Consider the following 14,766-nt stretch of genomic DNA (forward strand, 5'->3'; position numbering starts at 1 on the left):
GGTAGTTTTGAAATGGTCCGAATTAAGCATTCACACAACACATGAAGCGGTCGAACCTATCTCAAATATTTTGCATGAAGCTGGTGCGAGTGGGGTTGTGATAGAGGACCCGCTTGATTTAATTAAAGAACGTGAGAATGTGTACGGGGAAATCTACCAGCTCGACCCCAATGATTATCCGAACGAGGGTGTCATTGTCAAAGCGTATCTGCCGGTCAACAGCTTTCTTGGAGAAACGGTAGAGGGCATAAAAGAAACAATTAATAATCTGCTTCTTTATGATATTGATTTGGGCAGAAACCATATCACCATTTCCGAAGTGAACGAAGAGGAATGGGCGACTGCCTGGAAAAAGTATTACCACCCTGTGAAAATTTCTGAAAAGTTTACGATTGTGCCGACGTGGGAGGACTATACGCCGGTACATACGGATGAGCTGATTATTGAAATGGACCCGGGAATGGCATTCGGAACAGGCACACACCCTACAACCGTACTTTGTATTCAGGCGCTTGAACGCTTTGTGCAAAAGGGTGATAAGGTGATTGATGTAGGCACAGGCTCCGGAATTTTAAGTATTGCGGCTGCAATGCTTGAGGCTGAATCGGTTCATGCCTATGATCTTGATCCCGTTGCTGTAGAAAGCGCACGTCTCAATTTGAAGTTAAACAAGGTTAGCGATATAGCTCAAGTCAAACAAAATAATTTGTTAGACGGGATTTCAGGAGAACATGATGTGATCGTTGCCAACATTTTGGCTGAAGTCATCCTTCGTTTTACTTCACAGGCTTATCATCTGCTGAAAGACGGCGGGCACTTTATTACTTCAGGAATTATCGGCCAAAAAAAGCAAGAGGTAAAAGAAGCATTGGAACAGGCTGGCTTTACCATTGTGGAAATCCTCTCAATGGAAGATTGGGTCAGCATTATTGCGAAAAAATAACAGTTAGTAGGTGTCACAGCGTATGCAACGATATTTTATCGAGCTCACGAAGCAGCAAATGGAGGAAGCGCCGGCTATTTCAATTACCGGAGAAGATGTTCATCATATTGTAAATGTCATGAGAATGAACGAGGGAGACGAGATTATCTGCTGTTCTCAGGATGGCTTCGAAGCAAAATGTGAACTTCAATCTGTTACCAAAGAAAAAGTGTCCTGTCTTATGATAGAATGGACGAATGAAAACAGAGAGCTTCCGATAAAGGTTTATATTGCAAGCGGCCTCCCGAAAGGGGATAAACTTGAATGGATTATCCAAAAGGGGACTGAGCTGGGAGCTCATGCCTTTATTCCTCTGCAAGCCGCACGCTCTGTTGTCAAGCTGGATGACAAGAAAGCGAAGAAAAAGCGGGAAAGATGGACAAAAATTGCGAAGGAAGCGGCGGAGCAATCGTACCGAAACGAAGTGCCGCAAGTGCTGGATATCCATTCCTTTCAGCAGCTTCTTGAAAAGGTGCAGAATTTCGATAAATGTGTCGTTGCATACGAAGAGTCATCGAAGCAAGGAGAAACAAGCTCGTTCAGCGCAGTTGTAAGCAGCCTTCCGAAAGGATCATCCCTTTTGATCGTATTCGGTCCCGAAGGCGGTTTAACAGAAGCGGAGGTTGAGCGGCTCACGGCGAAAAACGCTGTTCCGTGCGGCCTCGGACCGAGAATTTTAAGGACAGAAACCGCTCCGCTATACGCGCTGAGCGCAATTTCTTATCATACAGAGTTATTAAGAGGTGATCAATAATGGCAACTGTTGCGTTCCATACGCTTGGCTGCAAAGTCAATCATTATGAAACAGAAGCAATCTGGCAGCTTTTCAAAGATGCGGGCTATGAAAGAAGAGACTTTGAACAAACAGCTGACGTATATGTCATTAATACATGTACGGTAACAAATACGGGAGATAAAAAAAGCCGACAAGTGATCAGACGCGCCATTCGTCAAAATCCTGACGGCGTCATCTGCGTCACAGGCTGTTATGCGCAAACCTCGCCAGCGGAGATTATGGCAATCCCGGGTGTTGACATTGTAGTCGGAACTCAGGATCGTGAAAAAATGCTCGGCTACATCGATCAATATCGTGAAGAGCGTCAGCCGATCAATGGCGTCAGCAACATTATGAAAGCTAGAGTATATGAAGAGCTTGATGTACCTGCTTTCACAGACCGGACAAGAGCGTCATTAAAAATACAGGAAGGCTGCAATAACTTCTGCACGTTCTGTATCATTCCGTGGGCGCGCGGACTTCTCCGTTCACGTGACCCGGAGGAAGTTATTAAACAAGCACAGCAGCTTGTTGATGCGGGTTATAAAGAAATCGTACTTACTGGTATTCATACAGGCGGCTACGGTGAAGATATGAAAGATTACAACTTTGCCAAGCTTTTGAGAGAACTTGACGCCCGTGTTCAAGGTGTGAAACGGATCAGAATTTCGTCCATTGAGGCAAGCCAGATCACAGACGAAGTGATTGAAGTTTTAGACCGTTCAGATAAGATTGTGCGCCATTTGCACATTCCGATTCAATCCGGATCAAACACAGTGCTTAAACGGATGAGACGCAAATACACTATGGAATTTTTCGCTGACCGTTTAAATAAGCTGAAAAAAGCACTTCCGGGCTTAGCCGTAACCTCCGATGTCATTGTAGGCTTCCCTGGTGAAACAGAAGAAGAATTTATGGAAACCTATAACTTTATCAAAGAAAACAGATTCTCTGAACTGCATGTTTTCCCTTACAGCAAACGTACGGGAACGCCAGCTGCGCGGATGGAAGACCAAGTGGATGAAAACGTCAAAAACGAACGTGTACACCGCCTGATTGCACTTTCTGACCAGCTTGCGAAGGAATATGCCTCTGATTATGAAAATGAAGTCCTTGAAATTATTCCTGAGGAAGCATTTAAAGAATCAGATGAAGAAAACATGTATGTCGGCTACACAGACAACTACATGAAAGTTGTTTTCAAAGGTACGGAAGACATGATCGGCAAAATCGTGAAAGTAAAAATACTAAAAGCAGGCTATCCATACAATGAAGGACAGTTTGTCCGTATTGTTGAGGATGACATAACAGAACAAATGCGTATGTCTTCTTAATCTGAAAAACCGGTGCATCTGAATGTGCCGGTTTTTTATGTTCAGTTTTTAGCTGGGATAAGCAGTTTAATAAAGCTGTAGAACAAGTTGGTAAGCGGTAAAAACAAAAGAGCTGATACGACATTAAATAGCAGACTGAAATGGGCGATTCTTTGGGCAGGGTCTGCCGAGAGCTGTTCAACAAATCCGGTCGCTGCCGCCAAAAACGGGAATACAATTGCTACGCCGATTATGTTAAACAAAACATGGGCGCACGCTGTCTGTTTTGCGGCATATCCGCCGGATACAGCAGCCATGACAGCTGTAATGCATGTCCCGATGTTTGACCCAAGCACAACGCTCATTGCCTGTGTCAGTCCAATAACGCCTTCATTCATAAAGCTCATTAAAATGCCGATGCAGACAGAACTTGAGTGAATGATTGCAGTTAACACCATGCCGATAAGCAAAGCAGACCAGTTTGAGTCGTTTACATGATGAAGAATCCCTGCACCTGTTTTCAGCTGAGTAAGCGGTTCTGCAAGACGGCTGAAGCCGCTGATGCAAAAAAAGATAATTCCGAGTCCGAGAAAGCTTGTTCCCAGCTGCTTGAATGGATACCTGCCCGTCAAAAAAAACAGCACACCGCCAATCAATAGAATCCAAATCAACACATCCATTTTGATTGCAAGAAATTCGGTTGTAAAGGTAGATCCGACATTTGTTCCAAGGATCATCGGTATTGTCCGTTTGAAAGAAAGGGCTCCCGCACTTACAAATCCGATGACAATTACCATAAAGGCGGAGCTGCTTTGGAGAAATCCTGTAAAAACAATACTGATGAGGAATGCTTTTAATGGATGATCCGTAAAAATCAGCAGCTGCTCTTCAATTTTTGAATACGTCAGCGAAATTAAACCTTTCCGAAGCATGTTCATTCCTGCGAGAAAGAATAATATAAGAGCAGTAAAACTAATCAGAAGCAACATTTTATTCACCAACCCCTTTCTATCATTATATAGACAGGCAGTCCCGCTCATGACGGAAAAGTGAACTCACTTAGTTGACCTGACTGAAGGCTTATATTATAATGTCAAAGTACATGTTTATATGTGTAACTTAAAGGTAGTCGATTGGTGTATTCGGAGGGAGGGAAAGAGAATGTCAAAAACGGTCGTTAGAAAAAACGAATCGCTTGAAGATGCTCTTCGTCGCTTCAAACGCAGTGTATCAAAGACAGGTACTTTGCAAGAAGCAAGAAAGCGCGAATTTTATGAAAAACCTAGCGTAAAGCGCAAGAAAAAGTCTGAAGCTGCTAGAAAACGCAAATTCTAAAAGAGGGTGGATTTATGAGTCTTCTTGAGCGACTTAACCAAGATATGAAGCTATATATGAAAAGCCGTGAGAAAGACAAACTGACTGTCGTTCGAATGGTTAAGGCTTCACTTCAAAACGAAGCAATTAAGCTTAAGAAAGACAGTTTGACCGAGGATGAGGAACTCACTGTCCTTTCTCGTGAACTTAAGCAACGTAAAGACTCCCTCCAGGAATTTTCAAACGCTAATCGTTTAGATTTAGTAGATAAAGTTCAAAAAGAGCTGGACATTTTAGAAGTTTATTTACCACAGCAGCTATCAGAAGAAGAGCTGCGTACAATCGTAAATGAAACCATCGCGGAGGTCGGTGCGAGCTCAAAAGCGGACATGGGCAAAGTGATGGGGGCAATTATGCCTAAAGTAAAAGGTAAAGCTGACGGAAGTTTAATTAATAAGCTTGTGAGCAGTCAACTGTCTTAAATGGCGAAGAAAAGGACATCTTTCTAAGAGAGATGTCTTTTTTTATACATAAAAAAATGAAACCTTTGATACATTTGTTACGTATGAAGAGAAGGCACTTACTATACGAGGAAGGAGGGATACATCGCCCTTGCTTCAAACAAAAGGATTCCGAGCGGCTCTTTTGAGCATATTTCTACTATCATTATTAGGAGTTCAGCTGCACACAAAAGCAGAAAAACAAACCGTCTACGTCATTCCCGTTGAAAAAAATGTCGAACAGGGTCTCGCCTCGTTTTTGTCACGTTCGCTACAAGATGCAGAGGCTCAGCATGCAAACCATATTATTCTTGATATTAACACACCGGGAGGACTGGTGAAATCAGCTATTGATATAGCGGACACGATCAACGAAACGGATATCCCGATAACTGCTTATGTAAACAAACGGGCATTGTCTGCTGGTGCATATATCGCGTTACAGGCTGACGCCATTTATATGGCGCCCGGAGGAAAGATGGGAGCCTCGGCGATCATAGACGGTAAAGGCAATGCTGCTGACAAAAAAGCTGAATCATTCTGGCTTGCGGAGCTGGAAGATGCCGCAGCAAAAAACAACCGTGATCCAAAATATGCGCGTGCCATGGCAGACCCTGATGTAGATGCAAGAGAAGCGGGCGCGCCGAAGGGAGATCTGCTTACGCTGAATGCGGAAAAAGCTGTTGACGTAGGCTATTCAGAAGGAACTGTTAACAATCTTTCCGCGCTTGTGAAGAAGCTTGGATACGAAAATGCACATATCAGCTATGCTGAGGAAAGCTTTGCAGAAAAGGCAGCAAGGTGGCTGACCAGTCCGATTGTTGTTCCTATTTTATTGACAATTGCCTTTTTAGGCCTTACTGTTGAGCTTTTTTCTCCTGGTGTCGGTCTGCCTGGAACAGCAGGATTTATCGCTTTGATCCTGTTTTTTTACGGACATCTTGCAACGGGTCTTGCCGGATATGAAACGGTTCTCCTCTTCATAGCAGGGGTGATTCTGATCCTGATGGAGATATTCCTCCCCGGAGGAATTATTGGTTTACTTGGCTTGGGAGCAATTGTTGCGAGCTTATTTTTGGCCGCGGGAAGCTTCACAGTCATGGCGGTTTCTCTCTTGATCGCCTCAGCTGTTTCCATTACAGCTTTCATTTTACTGACAAGGGTGTTGGGAAAGCGTATGAAATTCTTTAAGAAATTTATATTAAATGATTCTACAAATACAGAGAGCGGTTATGTATCAAACCAAACGCGCACGGACTTAATCGGCAAGGAGGGCGTGACCTTTACGCCGCTGCGTCCCGCGGGAACCGTCATTATCGATGATGAACGTCTTGATGTGGTATCTGAAGGATTATTTACAGAGAAAGATAAAAAAGTAAAAGTAATCAAAGTGGAAGGCTCGCGCATTGTCGTGAGAGAAATTTAAACAGAAACGAGGAGAAGTAGCATGGACCCATCAACATTAATGATACTGGCTATTGTCGTAGTAGGGATCATTGTTTTAGCTGTATTTTTTACATTTGTACCTGTTATGCTCTGGATTTCAGCTTTAGCAGCCGGAGTTAAAATCAGCATTTTCACTCTAATAGGGATGAGGCTTCGCCGCGTCATACCGAACCGGGTGGTTAATCCGCTGATTAAAGCGCATAAAGCGGGACTCGACGTTGGAACAAACCAGCTTGAAAGCCACTATCTTGCCGGAGGGAATGTAGATAGAGTCGTTAACGCACTTATCGCAGCTCAGCGTGCTAATATTGAGCTTACATTTGAACGCTGTGCAGCCATCGACCTTGCCGGACGTGATGTATTGGAAGCCGTGCAAATGAGCGTTAATCCGAAGGTCATTGAAACACCGTTTATTGCAGGTGTTGCCATGGACGGAATTGAAGTGAAGGCGAAAGCGAGAATTACAGTAAGAGCCAATATCGACCGCCTCGTCGGGGGGGCGGGTGAGGAAACGATTGTAGCCCGTGTAGGCGAAGGGATCGTCTCTACAATCGGTTCATCCGAAAATCACAAAAAAGTGCTGGAGAACCCTGATATGATTTCTCAAACGGTTCTCGGTAAAGGCCTGGATTCAGGAACCGCCTTTGAAATTCTTTCGATTGATATTGCTGATGTTGACATTGGTAAAAACATCGGGGCGATCTTGCAGACGGATCAGGCAGAGGCCGACAAAAATATTGCACAGGCCAAAGCCGAAGAACGCCGTGCAATGGCTGTTGCTCAAGAACAGGAAATGCGCGCACGTGTAGAAGAAATGCGAGCTAAAGTGGTTGAAGCCGAAGCGGAAGTGCCGCTTGCGATGGCCGAAGCTTTGCGCGAAGGAAATATCGGCGTCATGGACTACATGAATATTAAAAACATTGATGCAGACACAGATATGCGTGATTCATTCGGTAAATTAACGAAAGACCAATCGGATGAAGACCGCAAATCATAATCTCTCTATGCAGAAGGGAGAATAGTGATGGAAGATATACTGACGAATCCGCTTGTTATTGCAGCGATTATCGGAATTATTTCCACGATTTTCGGCAAAGTGAAAAAAGAAGAAGAAAAAAACAATCAAAATCAAAAAAGAAAAAAGCCGCAGACAATGAAACCTGCTTCTGTTCAAACTAAACAATCAGCTGAAGAAACGCCTGCTCCTATTCCAAACCGCTTGGAACAGATGAGACAAGAAGCTGAAGACAGACGGAAGGAAACGGAAAGAAACCTGAAAGGGCTTGAGGGGGATCTTACTGCCGCCAAACATAAATCTGTGTATACCAAGCAAAAACTGTTTCAGGTCAATAAAGACACTGTGGTGCAAGGTATTGTCTTAGGCGAGGTATTCGGTCCGCCAAGGGCAAAAAAACCTCATCACACAATGCGAGCAGCCCGCAAAAATTAAGTGTTAGAACCCTCTTTCAAATCATACATATGAGATGAAAGGGGGTTCTTTTTGTATGGGGCAAAGAAAGAATCGTTTAAAAGCTTGGCTGACAAGAGCATTGGAAATTCCCCCGGACGTTATGATGGATCTGCCGCGGATCACAATGGTCGGCAGACTTCATATCTACATAGAAAACCACAGAGGCCTTCTGCTGTTCAGTGAGAATGAAGTGAGGCTGATGCTGAAGCAGGGCCAGTGCATCATATCAGGAAAAAACTTTGTTATCAAAGCGATTCTTCCGGAAGAAATACTTTTGGAGGGTACGATTGATGTCGTTCGATATGTTGAGTCATAAAGCCGAGGGGGAAATGTTGTGAAAAATAAATGGCTGTCTTTTTTTGGTGGTAAGGTCCAGCTTGAAGTGACGGGACGAGGCATTGAACGGCTCCTTAATGAATGCACAAGAAGAGGGATTCCGATCTTTCATCTGAAAAAAAAGAAAGAAGCCGTCTTGTTATATATACAGCTTCAGGATGTACATGCCTTTCGGCGTGTCAGAAGAGAATTTGACTGTAAAGCCCGTTTTATCAATCGAAAAGGGTTCCCGTTCTTATTGCTGAAATCCAAACTGAATTTAGGTTTTACCATTGGTTTTGCGCTTTTTTTTATCCTATTGTTTTTGCTCTCCAATATGGTGTGGAAAATTGAAGTGACTGGTGCAAAGCCTGAAACGGAGCACCAAATGATGCAGCATTTGAAGGAAATCGGCGTCAAAAAAGGGCGATTGCAATTTTTAATGCAGTCTCCCGAAAAAATACAAAAATCGTTAACCAACGGAATAGACAATATTACTTGGGTCGGAGTCGATTTGAAAGGCACGACCATCCACATGAAAGTTGTGGAGAAAAATGAGCCTGAAAAAGAAAAGTATGTCAGTCCGCGCCACATTGTCGCCAAAAAGAAAGCAACCATTACAAGAATGTTTGTCCAGAAAGGCCAGCCCATGGCCGCAATCCATGATCATGTGGAAAAGGGGCAAATGCTTGTCTCCGGCTTAATCGGAAGCGAAGATGAGCAGCAGGAAGTCGCCTCTAAAGCTGAAATTTACGGCGAGACCTGGTACAGATCTGAAGTAACGGTGCCCCTTGAAACATTATTTAACGTCTATACGGGCAAAGTAAGGACAAAGCACAAGCTTTCTTTTGGCTCATGGGCTTTCCCAATCTGGGGGACGCTTAAAAAAGAAGAATTAAAACATCCAAAAACAGAACAAGAGAAGCATTCGCTTCATTTTCTCGGTTTGGAGCTCCCTGTTTCTTATATCAAAGAGCAAACGAGAGAAAGTGAAGAGGCTTTGCGAAAATATACGAAAGAAGAAGCAGTTCAAGAAGGAATCAAAATGGGTAAACGGGATGTAGAGAGTAAAATAGGCGAGGACGGCGAGGTGAAAAGTGAAAAAGTTTTGCACCAGACAGTCGAGAATGGTAAAGTAAAGTTGATTATTCTCTACCAAGTTATAGAAGATATCGTTCAAACCACACCTATTGTCAGGGAGACTGAAGAATGACAGAACATTTACTTGCGATGAATCAAAAACTGAAAAGCCCGGACGAAGCGCTTTCACTGTTCGGGAATCAAGATTCTTTTTTGACACTGATGGAGAAAGATCTGGATGTAAATATCATTACGCGAGGCGAAACGATTTATATTTCAGGCGATGAAGAATCGTTTCAGATTGCCGACAGGCTGCTGGGATCACTTCTCGCATTAATTCGCAAGGGGATAGAGATCTCTGAACGTGATGTGATTTCCGCCATCAAGATGGCAAAAAAGAATGAACTTGAATATTTTGAAAGCATGTACGAAGAAGAAATTACAAAAAACGCAAAAGGCAAATCGATCCGTGTGAAAACCATGGGACAGCGGGAATACGTAGCCGCCATGAAACGAGATGATCTTGTATTTGGCATCGGCCCGGCAGGAACTGGAAAAACGTACCTTGCTGTCGTAAAAGCAGTCCACGCATTGAAAAACGGACATATTAAAAAAATCATTTTAACAAGACCTGCGGTAGAAGCCGGTGAAAGCCTCGGTTTTTTACCAGGTGACCTGAAAGAGAAAGTAGATCCTTATCTGCGCCCGCTGTATGACGCTCTTCATGATGTGCTTGGAACAGATCATACAGAACGGCTGCTGGAAAGAGGAGTCATTGAAATCGCTCCGCTCGCTTATATGAGAGGCCGGACGCTTGATGATGCCTATGTTATACTTGATGAAGCACAGAACACTACGCCTGCCCAGATGAAAATGTTTTTGACGAGACTGGGTTTTGGCTCTAAAATGATCATTACAGGTGACGTTAGCCAAATTGATCTGCCGAAAGGCGTCAAATCGGGACTTGCAGTAGCGAGAGAGATGCTGAAAGAAATCAACGGCATTTCTGTGATTGAACTGGACCAGACAGACGTGGTCAGACATCCGCTTGTTGCGAAAATTATTGAAGCATACGATAAGCAAAATTAATCCTGAATGACCCGATCGCGCGTTATCGGGTCATTTTTGCTTATGAGCTTGATTTTCTAGAGGAGGTTCTTGTGTTGAAAAAGAAGGGGAAGACCAAAAGCGGCTCAAAAAAGTGGCGCGGCTTTAAAAATGCCCGTTCCATGCATGTACTGCTGTATCTTCTGCTGGCTGCGATTATGTTCGCATTGCTTTTTGTACATGTGAAGCCGGAAACGCTTGATTTAGACCTGTTTTCAGTCAGCGACAAGACCATTTATGCTCCGGCAACCGTGGAAGATCAAAAAGCGACAGAGGAAAAAAAGCAAGCTGCTGAGGATGCGGTCGAAGATCAATATACCTTAAAGAAAGATTATACAGACAATCGAATTGATCTTGTGTCATCGATATTCGACAGTATCAGTGAAGTGAAAAAATCAGCAGAAGAAGACAGCAGTTCACCATCAGAAAAAACAATGATTAAGTCGGTGAAAAATAAGCTGACGTCAGATGTGAATGATTCTATATCAGAGGATGCCATCAAGACTTTGCTGAAGGCGGACCATGAAGATTTTTCATTTGTCAGAGATACTGTCATAACAGCAGTAAACTCAGTGATGAGCAGTGAAATCCCGTCGGATAAATTATCTGAAGCAAAAGATAAAGTGCAAAAAGAACTGAAGAGTAATTCTATCCCGTCTAAATATTTAGGAGCCGCCACGGAAATCGGGCGTTACGCCATTATTCCGAATTACGTCTTCGATCCAAAAGCAACAGAGGCAAAACGCCAGGAAGCGTCAGATAATGTTCAGCAGGTTCAGATCAAACAGGGGCAGGTGCTCGTGGAAGAAAATGACCTCATTGATCGGGAAGTGTACAGAAAACTTGAGCTGACCGGATTGTTAAATAACTCCAATTTGTTCAAACCGATTAGCGGCCTTTTGATTATGATCGGGCTTTTCATTGCTACACTCGTTTACTATTTCGAAAAACAGAATCAAAATCTGAAATTCAAAAACAAGTCGATCCTATTATTCTCCATTATTACAACGCTTTTGCTTGTTATTATGGAGGTTGTCAGTTTATTTCAAAAGATGGAATATAACAATATTGGCTATCTTGTTCCCATTGCGGCCGGAGCAATCTTAATCAAGCTGCTGATGAATGAACGGATCGCTATTTTAGGAAGTATCATTCTTGCGATTTGCGGAAGTATGATGTTTAATCAAGGTGTGACAGGAACATTTAATTATGTCATTGGTATTTATTATTTGATCAGCGGTATTTCCGGTGTTTTGTTTTTAGGAAAACACAATGGCAGATCAAAAATTTTGCAGACCGGGCTTTTTGTGGCGTTTATCAATATGATTGTGGTTCTATCTCTATTATTGATTCAAAACACCGCGCTGTCAGGCTTGGAAATCGGGACGCTAATGCTGATGGGGGTTGTGTCGGGATTTGCTTCCTCCGTATTAATTATCGGGCTTATGCCGTTTTTTGAGACAGGTTTCGGCATTTTGTCCACAATGAGGCTGATCGAGCTGTCCAACCCTAACCATCCGCTGCTTCGAAAAATACTGACAGAAACACCAGGTACATATCACCACAGCGTCATGGTCGCCAATTTGTCAGAGGCCGCCTGCGAGGCGGTAGGGGCAAATGGTTTGCTTGCAAGAGTCGGTGCGTATTATCACGACCTCGGAAAAACAAAGCGGCCGCAATATTTTATTGAAAATCAAATGAATATTGACAATCCGCATGATAAGCTTTCTCCGCAACTCAGTAAAAATATCATTATTTCGCATACCACTGACGGGGCGAATATGCTGAGGAGCTATAAATTTCCAAAGGAGCTTGTGGATATTGCTGAGCAGCACCACGGGACCTCTCTTTTGAAATTCTTTTATTATAAAGCGAAAGAAAAAGGCGATCAGATTACAGAGGAAGAATTCCGTTACCCGGGACCGAAGCCGCAGTCAAAAGAAGCCGCGATTATATCAGTGGCAGACAGTGTCGAAGCGGCTGTCAGATCGATGCATAATCCAAATCCTGAACGAATTGAAAAGCTTGTCCGGGGCATTATATCCGATAAGCTTCAGGACGGACAGTTTAGTGAATGCGATTTGACATTTAAAGAGCTAGATACAATCGCAAAAACGCTTTGTGCAACATTAAAAGGAATTTTCCACTCCCGGATTGAATATCCGGAGGCTACTAAGAAGGTGAAATAGATGAGTTTATTGATTGATATCGTAGATGAAACCGGAAGTGTCTCTGAAGAGATGCTTAAAGAAGTAGAAAATCTGCTTCAATTTGCCGCTGAGCGCGAAGGAGTTCAGGACCAGGCTGAGGTTTCTGTCACGATCGTTACCAATGAAGACATTCAGCAGATCAATAAAGAGTATCGGGGAAAGGATACGCCGACAGACGTCATCTCTTTTGCTCTTGAAGAAGAGGGAGAAGACGAAGTTGAAATTGTCGGTGCTGAAATGCCGCCGGTTCTAGGTGACATTATCATCAGTGCAGATCGTACAAGAGAGCAGGCTGAAGAATATAACCATTCTTTCAAGAGAGAGCTTGGCTTTCTAGCGGTGCATGGATTCCTGCATCTTTTAGGATATGACCATATGACGAAAGAGGAAGAAGAGGAGATGTTTACTAAGCAAAAGGATTTGCTGGACGCCTATGGACTCAAGAGATCATAGAAATGAGCTGAAGCGATTCCTAATGAGCTTCGTGCACGCAGGGCGGGGCATATGGAGAACGGCGCGGACGGAGCGGAATTTTCAATTTCATGCCGCGGCTGCCTGCGCCGTTATCATTTGCGGTTTTCTCGTTAATCTCAGCCTGACAGAGTGGGCTATTATTTTTCTTTTGATTGGCGGAATGCTTTCACTGGAGCTTTTAAATACAGCTATTGAACACACGGTTGATTTAGTAACAGATAAACACCACCCGCTTGCTAAGGCGGCTAAGGACGCTGCTGCCGGGGCTGTTTGCGTTTTTGCCGTGATTTCGTGTATTATTGGTTTACTTATTTTTTTGCCAAAGCTGTCTGGCTGAAAATTCTTACATTTATTTTACATTTTTAGAAATGGGCGTGAAAAAAGGAGCGCCATTATGTAAAATATAAAGTGATAGCGGTACCATTATAGGTAAGAGAGGAACATGTACACATGAACAGACAGAAATTGATAACAGAAGCTTTAAAAGCGCGTGACATGGCATATGCACCGTATTCCAAGTTTAAAGTAGGAGCCGCTCTTCTTACCAAAGATGGAAAAGTGTACAGAGGCTGCAATATAGAGAATGCGGCATACAGCATGTGCAATTGCGCTGAGCGTACCGCTTTGTTTAAAGCTGTTTCTGAAGGCGATACTGAGTTTCAGATGCTGGCAGTAGCTGCTGACACCCCGGGCCCAGTATCACCGTGCGGAGCCTGCCGGCAGGTGATTTCTGAGCTCTGCACAAAGGACGTTATTATCGTGCTGACCAATTTACAAGGACAAATACAAGAAATGACTGCAGAAGAATTATTGCCAGGCGCATTTTCATCGGAGGATTTACATGACGAACGAAAGCTTTAAATCAGGATTTGTATCCATTATCGGAAGACCAAACGTAGGAAAGTCTACTTTTTTGAACAGAGTGATCGGCCAAAAAATCGCGATCATGAGTGATAAACCCCAAACAACAAGAAATAAGGTGCAAGGGGTATTAACGACAGGCACATCACAAACGATTTTTATTGACACACCAGGAATTCATAAGCCTAAGCATAAGCTTGGAGACTTTATGATGAAAGTGGCGCAAAATACATTAAAAGAAGTCGATTTGATCTTATTTATGATCAATGCTGAGGAAGGCTACGGCAAGGGTGACGAGTTCATTATTGAGAAACTGCAGAATACCTCGACACCTGTTTTCTTAATCGTAAACAAAATTGACAAGATCCATCCAGATCAATTGCTTCTGCTAATTGACGAATACCGCGGGCGATATCCTTTTAAGGAAATTGTTCCGATCTCTGCATTAGAGGGAAATAACATTGAAACATTGCTGGCCCAGATTGAAGCATATTTGCCTGAAGGTCCGCAGTTTTATCCGAGTGACCAGGTGACCGATCATCCGGAGCGCTTTATCATTTCTGAGTTGATAAGGGAAAAGGTGCTGCATCTGACAAGGGAAGAGATCCCGCACAGCATTGCGGTAAGCATCGAATCGATTAAAGGGCAGGACAACGGATCCGTGCACGTGGCGGCAACAATTGTGGTCGAACGGGATTCTCAAAAAGGAATTGTCATCGGGAAAAAAGGCAGCCTGCTGAAAGAAGTCGGAAAAAGAGCGAGAGCGGATATCGAGGCCCTCTTAGGTTCTCGCGTCTATCTTGAATTGTGGGTAAAAGTGCAGAAAGACTGGCGTAACAAAATGTCCCAGCTTCGCGACTTCGGCTTTAAAGAGGATGAATATTAATCTCTTGCTGTGTCATTATCTCACATGAACAG

General features: G+C 43.4%; 17 protein-coding genes. 16 read left to right on the forward strand and 1 reads right to left on the reverse strand.

Translation table 11 applies throughout. The features are described 5' to 3' along the window. Window positions 1-7 precede the first annotated feature (7 nt). The 3 genes from prmA to mtaB are packed head-to-tail and all read left to right on the forward strand — an operon-like array spanning window position 8 to window position 3,091. On the forward strand, window positions 8-943 hold the full coding sequence (prmA, locus tag H7F27_RS08290) for a 50S ribosomal protein L11 methyltransferase (protein ID WP_101861060.1): 936 nt from the start codon (window positions 8-10) through the stop codon (window positions 941-943). Between the two features lie 22 nt (window positions 944-965). Next, the gene (locus H7F27_RS08295; protein ID WP_103672287.1) at window positions 966-1,736 is read left to right on the forward strand and encodes a 16S rRNA (uracil(1498)-N(3))-methyltransferase; all 771 of its coding nucleotides are present in this window, start codon (window positions 966-968) and stop codon (window positions 1,734-1,736) included. Further along, a complete protein-coding gene (mtaB, locus tag H7F27_RS08300; RefSeq protein WP_024122098.1) occupies window positions 1,736-3,091 on the forward strand; it encodes a tRNA (N(6)-L-threonylcarbamoyladenosine(37)-C(2))-methylthiotransferase MtaB in 1,356 nt (451 codons plus the stop codon). The genes H7F27_RS08295 and mtaB overlap by 1 nt, the downstream gene beginning before the upstream one ends. Before the next feature lie 41 nt (window positions 3,092-3,132). On the opposite strand, the gene H7F27_RS08305 is transcribed toward mtaB, so the two are convergent. After that, window positions 3,133-4,059 (reverse strand): Na/Pi symporter, encoded by a 927-nt coding sequence (locus tag H7F27_RS08305; protein ID WP_024122097.1) that lies wholly within the window; start codon window positions 4,057-4,059, stop codon window positions 3,133-3,135. Between the two features lie 172 nt (window positions 4,060-4,231). Here H7F27_RS08305 and rpsU point away from each other — a divergent pair, with 172 nt between their 5' ends. The 13 genes from rpsU (at window position 4,232) to era (ending at window position 14,734) form a co-directional block, all read left to right on the forward strand. Then, window positions 4,232-4,405, forward strand: coding sequence for a 30S ribosomal protein S21 (gene rpsU / locus H7F27_RS08310; RefSeq protein ID WP_003152957.1), 174 nt, complete (start codon window positions 4,232-4,234; stop codon window positions 4,403-4,405). Between the two features lie 14 nt (window positions 4,406-4,419). Continuing rightward, entirely contained in the window at window positions 4,420-4,866 is a 447-nt protein-coding gene (locus H7F27_RS08315; protein WP_010334989.1) for a GatB/YqeY domain-containing protein, read from the forward strand. Window positions 4,867-4,996: 130 nt separating this feature from the next. Next, a complete protein-coding gene (locus H7F27_RS08320; RefSeq protein WP_185848812.1) occupies window positions 4,997-6,310 on the forward strand; it encodes an NfeD family protein in 1,314 nt (437 codons plus the stop codon). Window positions 6,311-6,331: 21 nt separating this feature from the next. After that, window positions 6,332-7,327, forward strand: coding sequence for a flotillin-like protein FloA (gene floA / locus H7F27_RS08325; protein WP_024122095.1), 996 nt, complete (start codon window positions 6,332-6,334; stop codon window positions 7,325-7,327). Window positions 7,328-7,354: 27 nt separating this feature from the next. After that, window positions 7,355-7,780 carry a hypothetical protein gene (locus H7F27_RS08330; protein WP_185848813.1) on the forward strand — a complete coding sequence of 142 codons (426 nt, stop codon included), beginning with the start codon at window positions 7,355-7,357 and terminating at the stop codon, window positions 7,778-7,780. Window positions 7,781-7,835: 55 nt separating this feature from the next. Beyond that, a complete protein-coding gene (yqfC, locus tag H7F27_RS08335) occupies window positions 7,836-8,117 on the forward strand; it encodes a sporulation protein YqfC (protein ID WP_024122093.1) in 282 nt (93 codons plus the stop codon). A gap of 18 nt (window positions 8,118-8,135) precedes the next feature. Then, window positions 8,136-9,329: a sporulation protein YqfD gene (gene yqfD / locus H7F27_RS08340; protein WP_185848814.1), complete on the forward strand. Its 1,194-nt coding sequence runs from the start codon at window positions 8,136-8,138 to the stop codon at window positions 9,327-9,329. Beyond that, window positions 9,326-10,285 (forward strand): PhoH family protein, encoded by a 960-nt coding sequence (locus H7F27_RS08345; RefSeq protein WP_095713296.1) that lies wholly within the window; start codon window positions 9,326-9,328, stop codon window positions 10,283-10,285. Before yqfD ends, H7F27_RS08345 begins: the two co-directional genes overlap by 4 nt. A gap of 71 nt (window positions 10,286-10,356) precedes the next feature. After that, complete coding sequence (gene pgpH / locus H7F27_RS08350) at window positions 10,357-12,492, forward strand: cyclic-di-AMP phosphodiesterase PgpH (RefSeq protein WP_081638339.1); 2,136 nt, start codon at window positions 10,357-10,359, stop codon at window positions 12,490-12,492. Further along, the gene (gene ybeY / locus H7F27_RS08355; RefSeq protein ID WP_010334982.1) at window positions 12,493-12,966 is read left to right on the forward strand and encodes an rRNA maturation RNase YbeY; all 474 of its coding nucleotides are present in this window, start codon (window positions 12,493-12,495) and stop codon (window positions 12,964-12,966) included. It begins immediately after the preceding gene. Beyond that, entirely contained in the window at window positions 12,947-13,324 is a 378-nt protein-coding gene (locus H7F27_RS08360; RefSeq protein WP_024122089.1) for a diacylglycerol kinase family protein, read from the forward strand. Before ybeY ends, H7F27_RS08360 begins: the two co-directional genes overlap by 20 nt. 113 nt (window positions 13,325-13,437) lie before the next feature. After that, window positions 13,438-13,848, forward strand: a complete 411-nt coding sequence (gene cdd, locus H7F27_RS08365; RefSeq protein WP_024122088.1) for a cytidine deaminase — start codon at window positions 13,438-13,440, stop codon at window positions 13,846-13,848. Beyond that, the gene (gene era, locus H7F27_RS08370; protein WP_010334979.1) at window positions 13,829-14,734 is read left to right on the forward strand and encodes a GTPase Era; all 906 of its coding nucleotides are present in this window, start codon (window positions 13,829-13,831) and stop codon (window positions 14,732-14,734) included. The genes cdd and era overlap by 20 nt, the downstream gene beginning before the upstream one ends. Window positions 14,735-14,766 lie beyond the last annotated feature (32 nt).

It is taken from the genome of Bacillus sp. PAMC26543 (assembly GCF_014250375.1).
In the GTDB taxonomy this organism is placed as follows: domain Bacteria; phylum Bacillota; class Bacilli; order Bacillales; family Bacillaceae; genus Bacillus; species Bacillus halotolerans.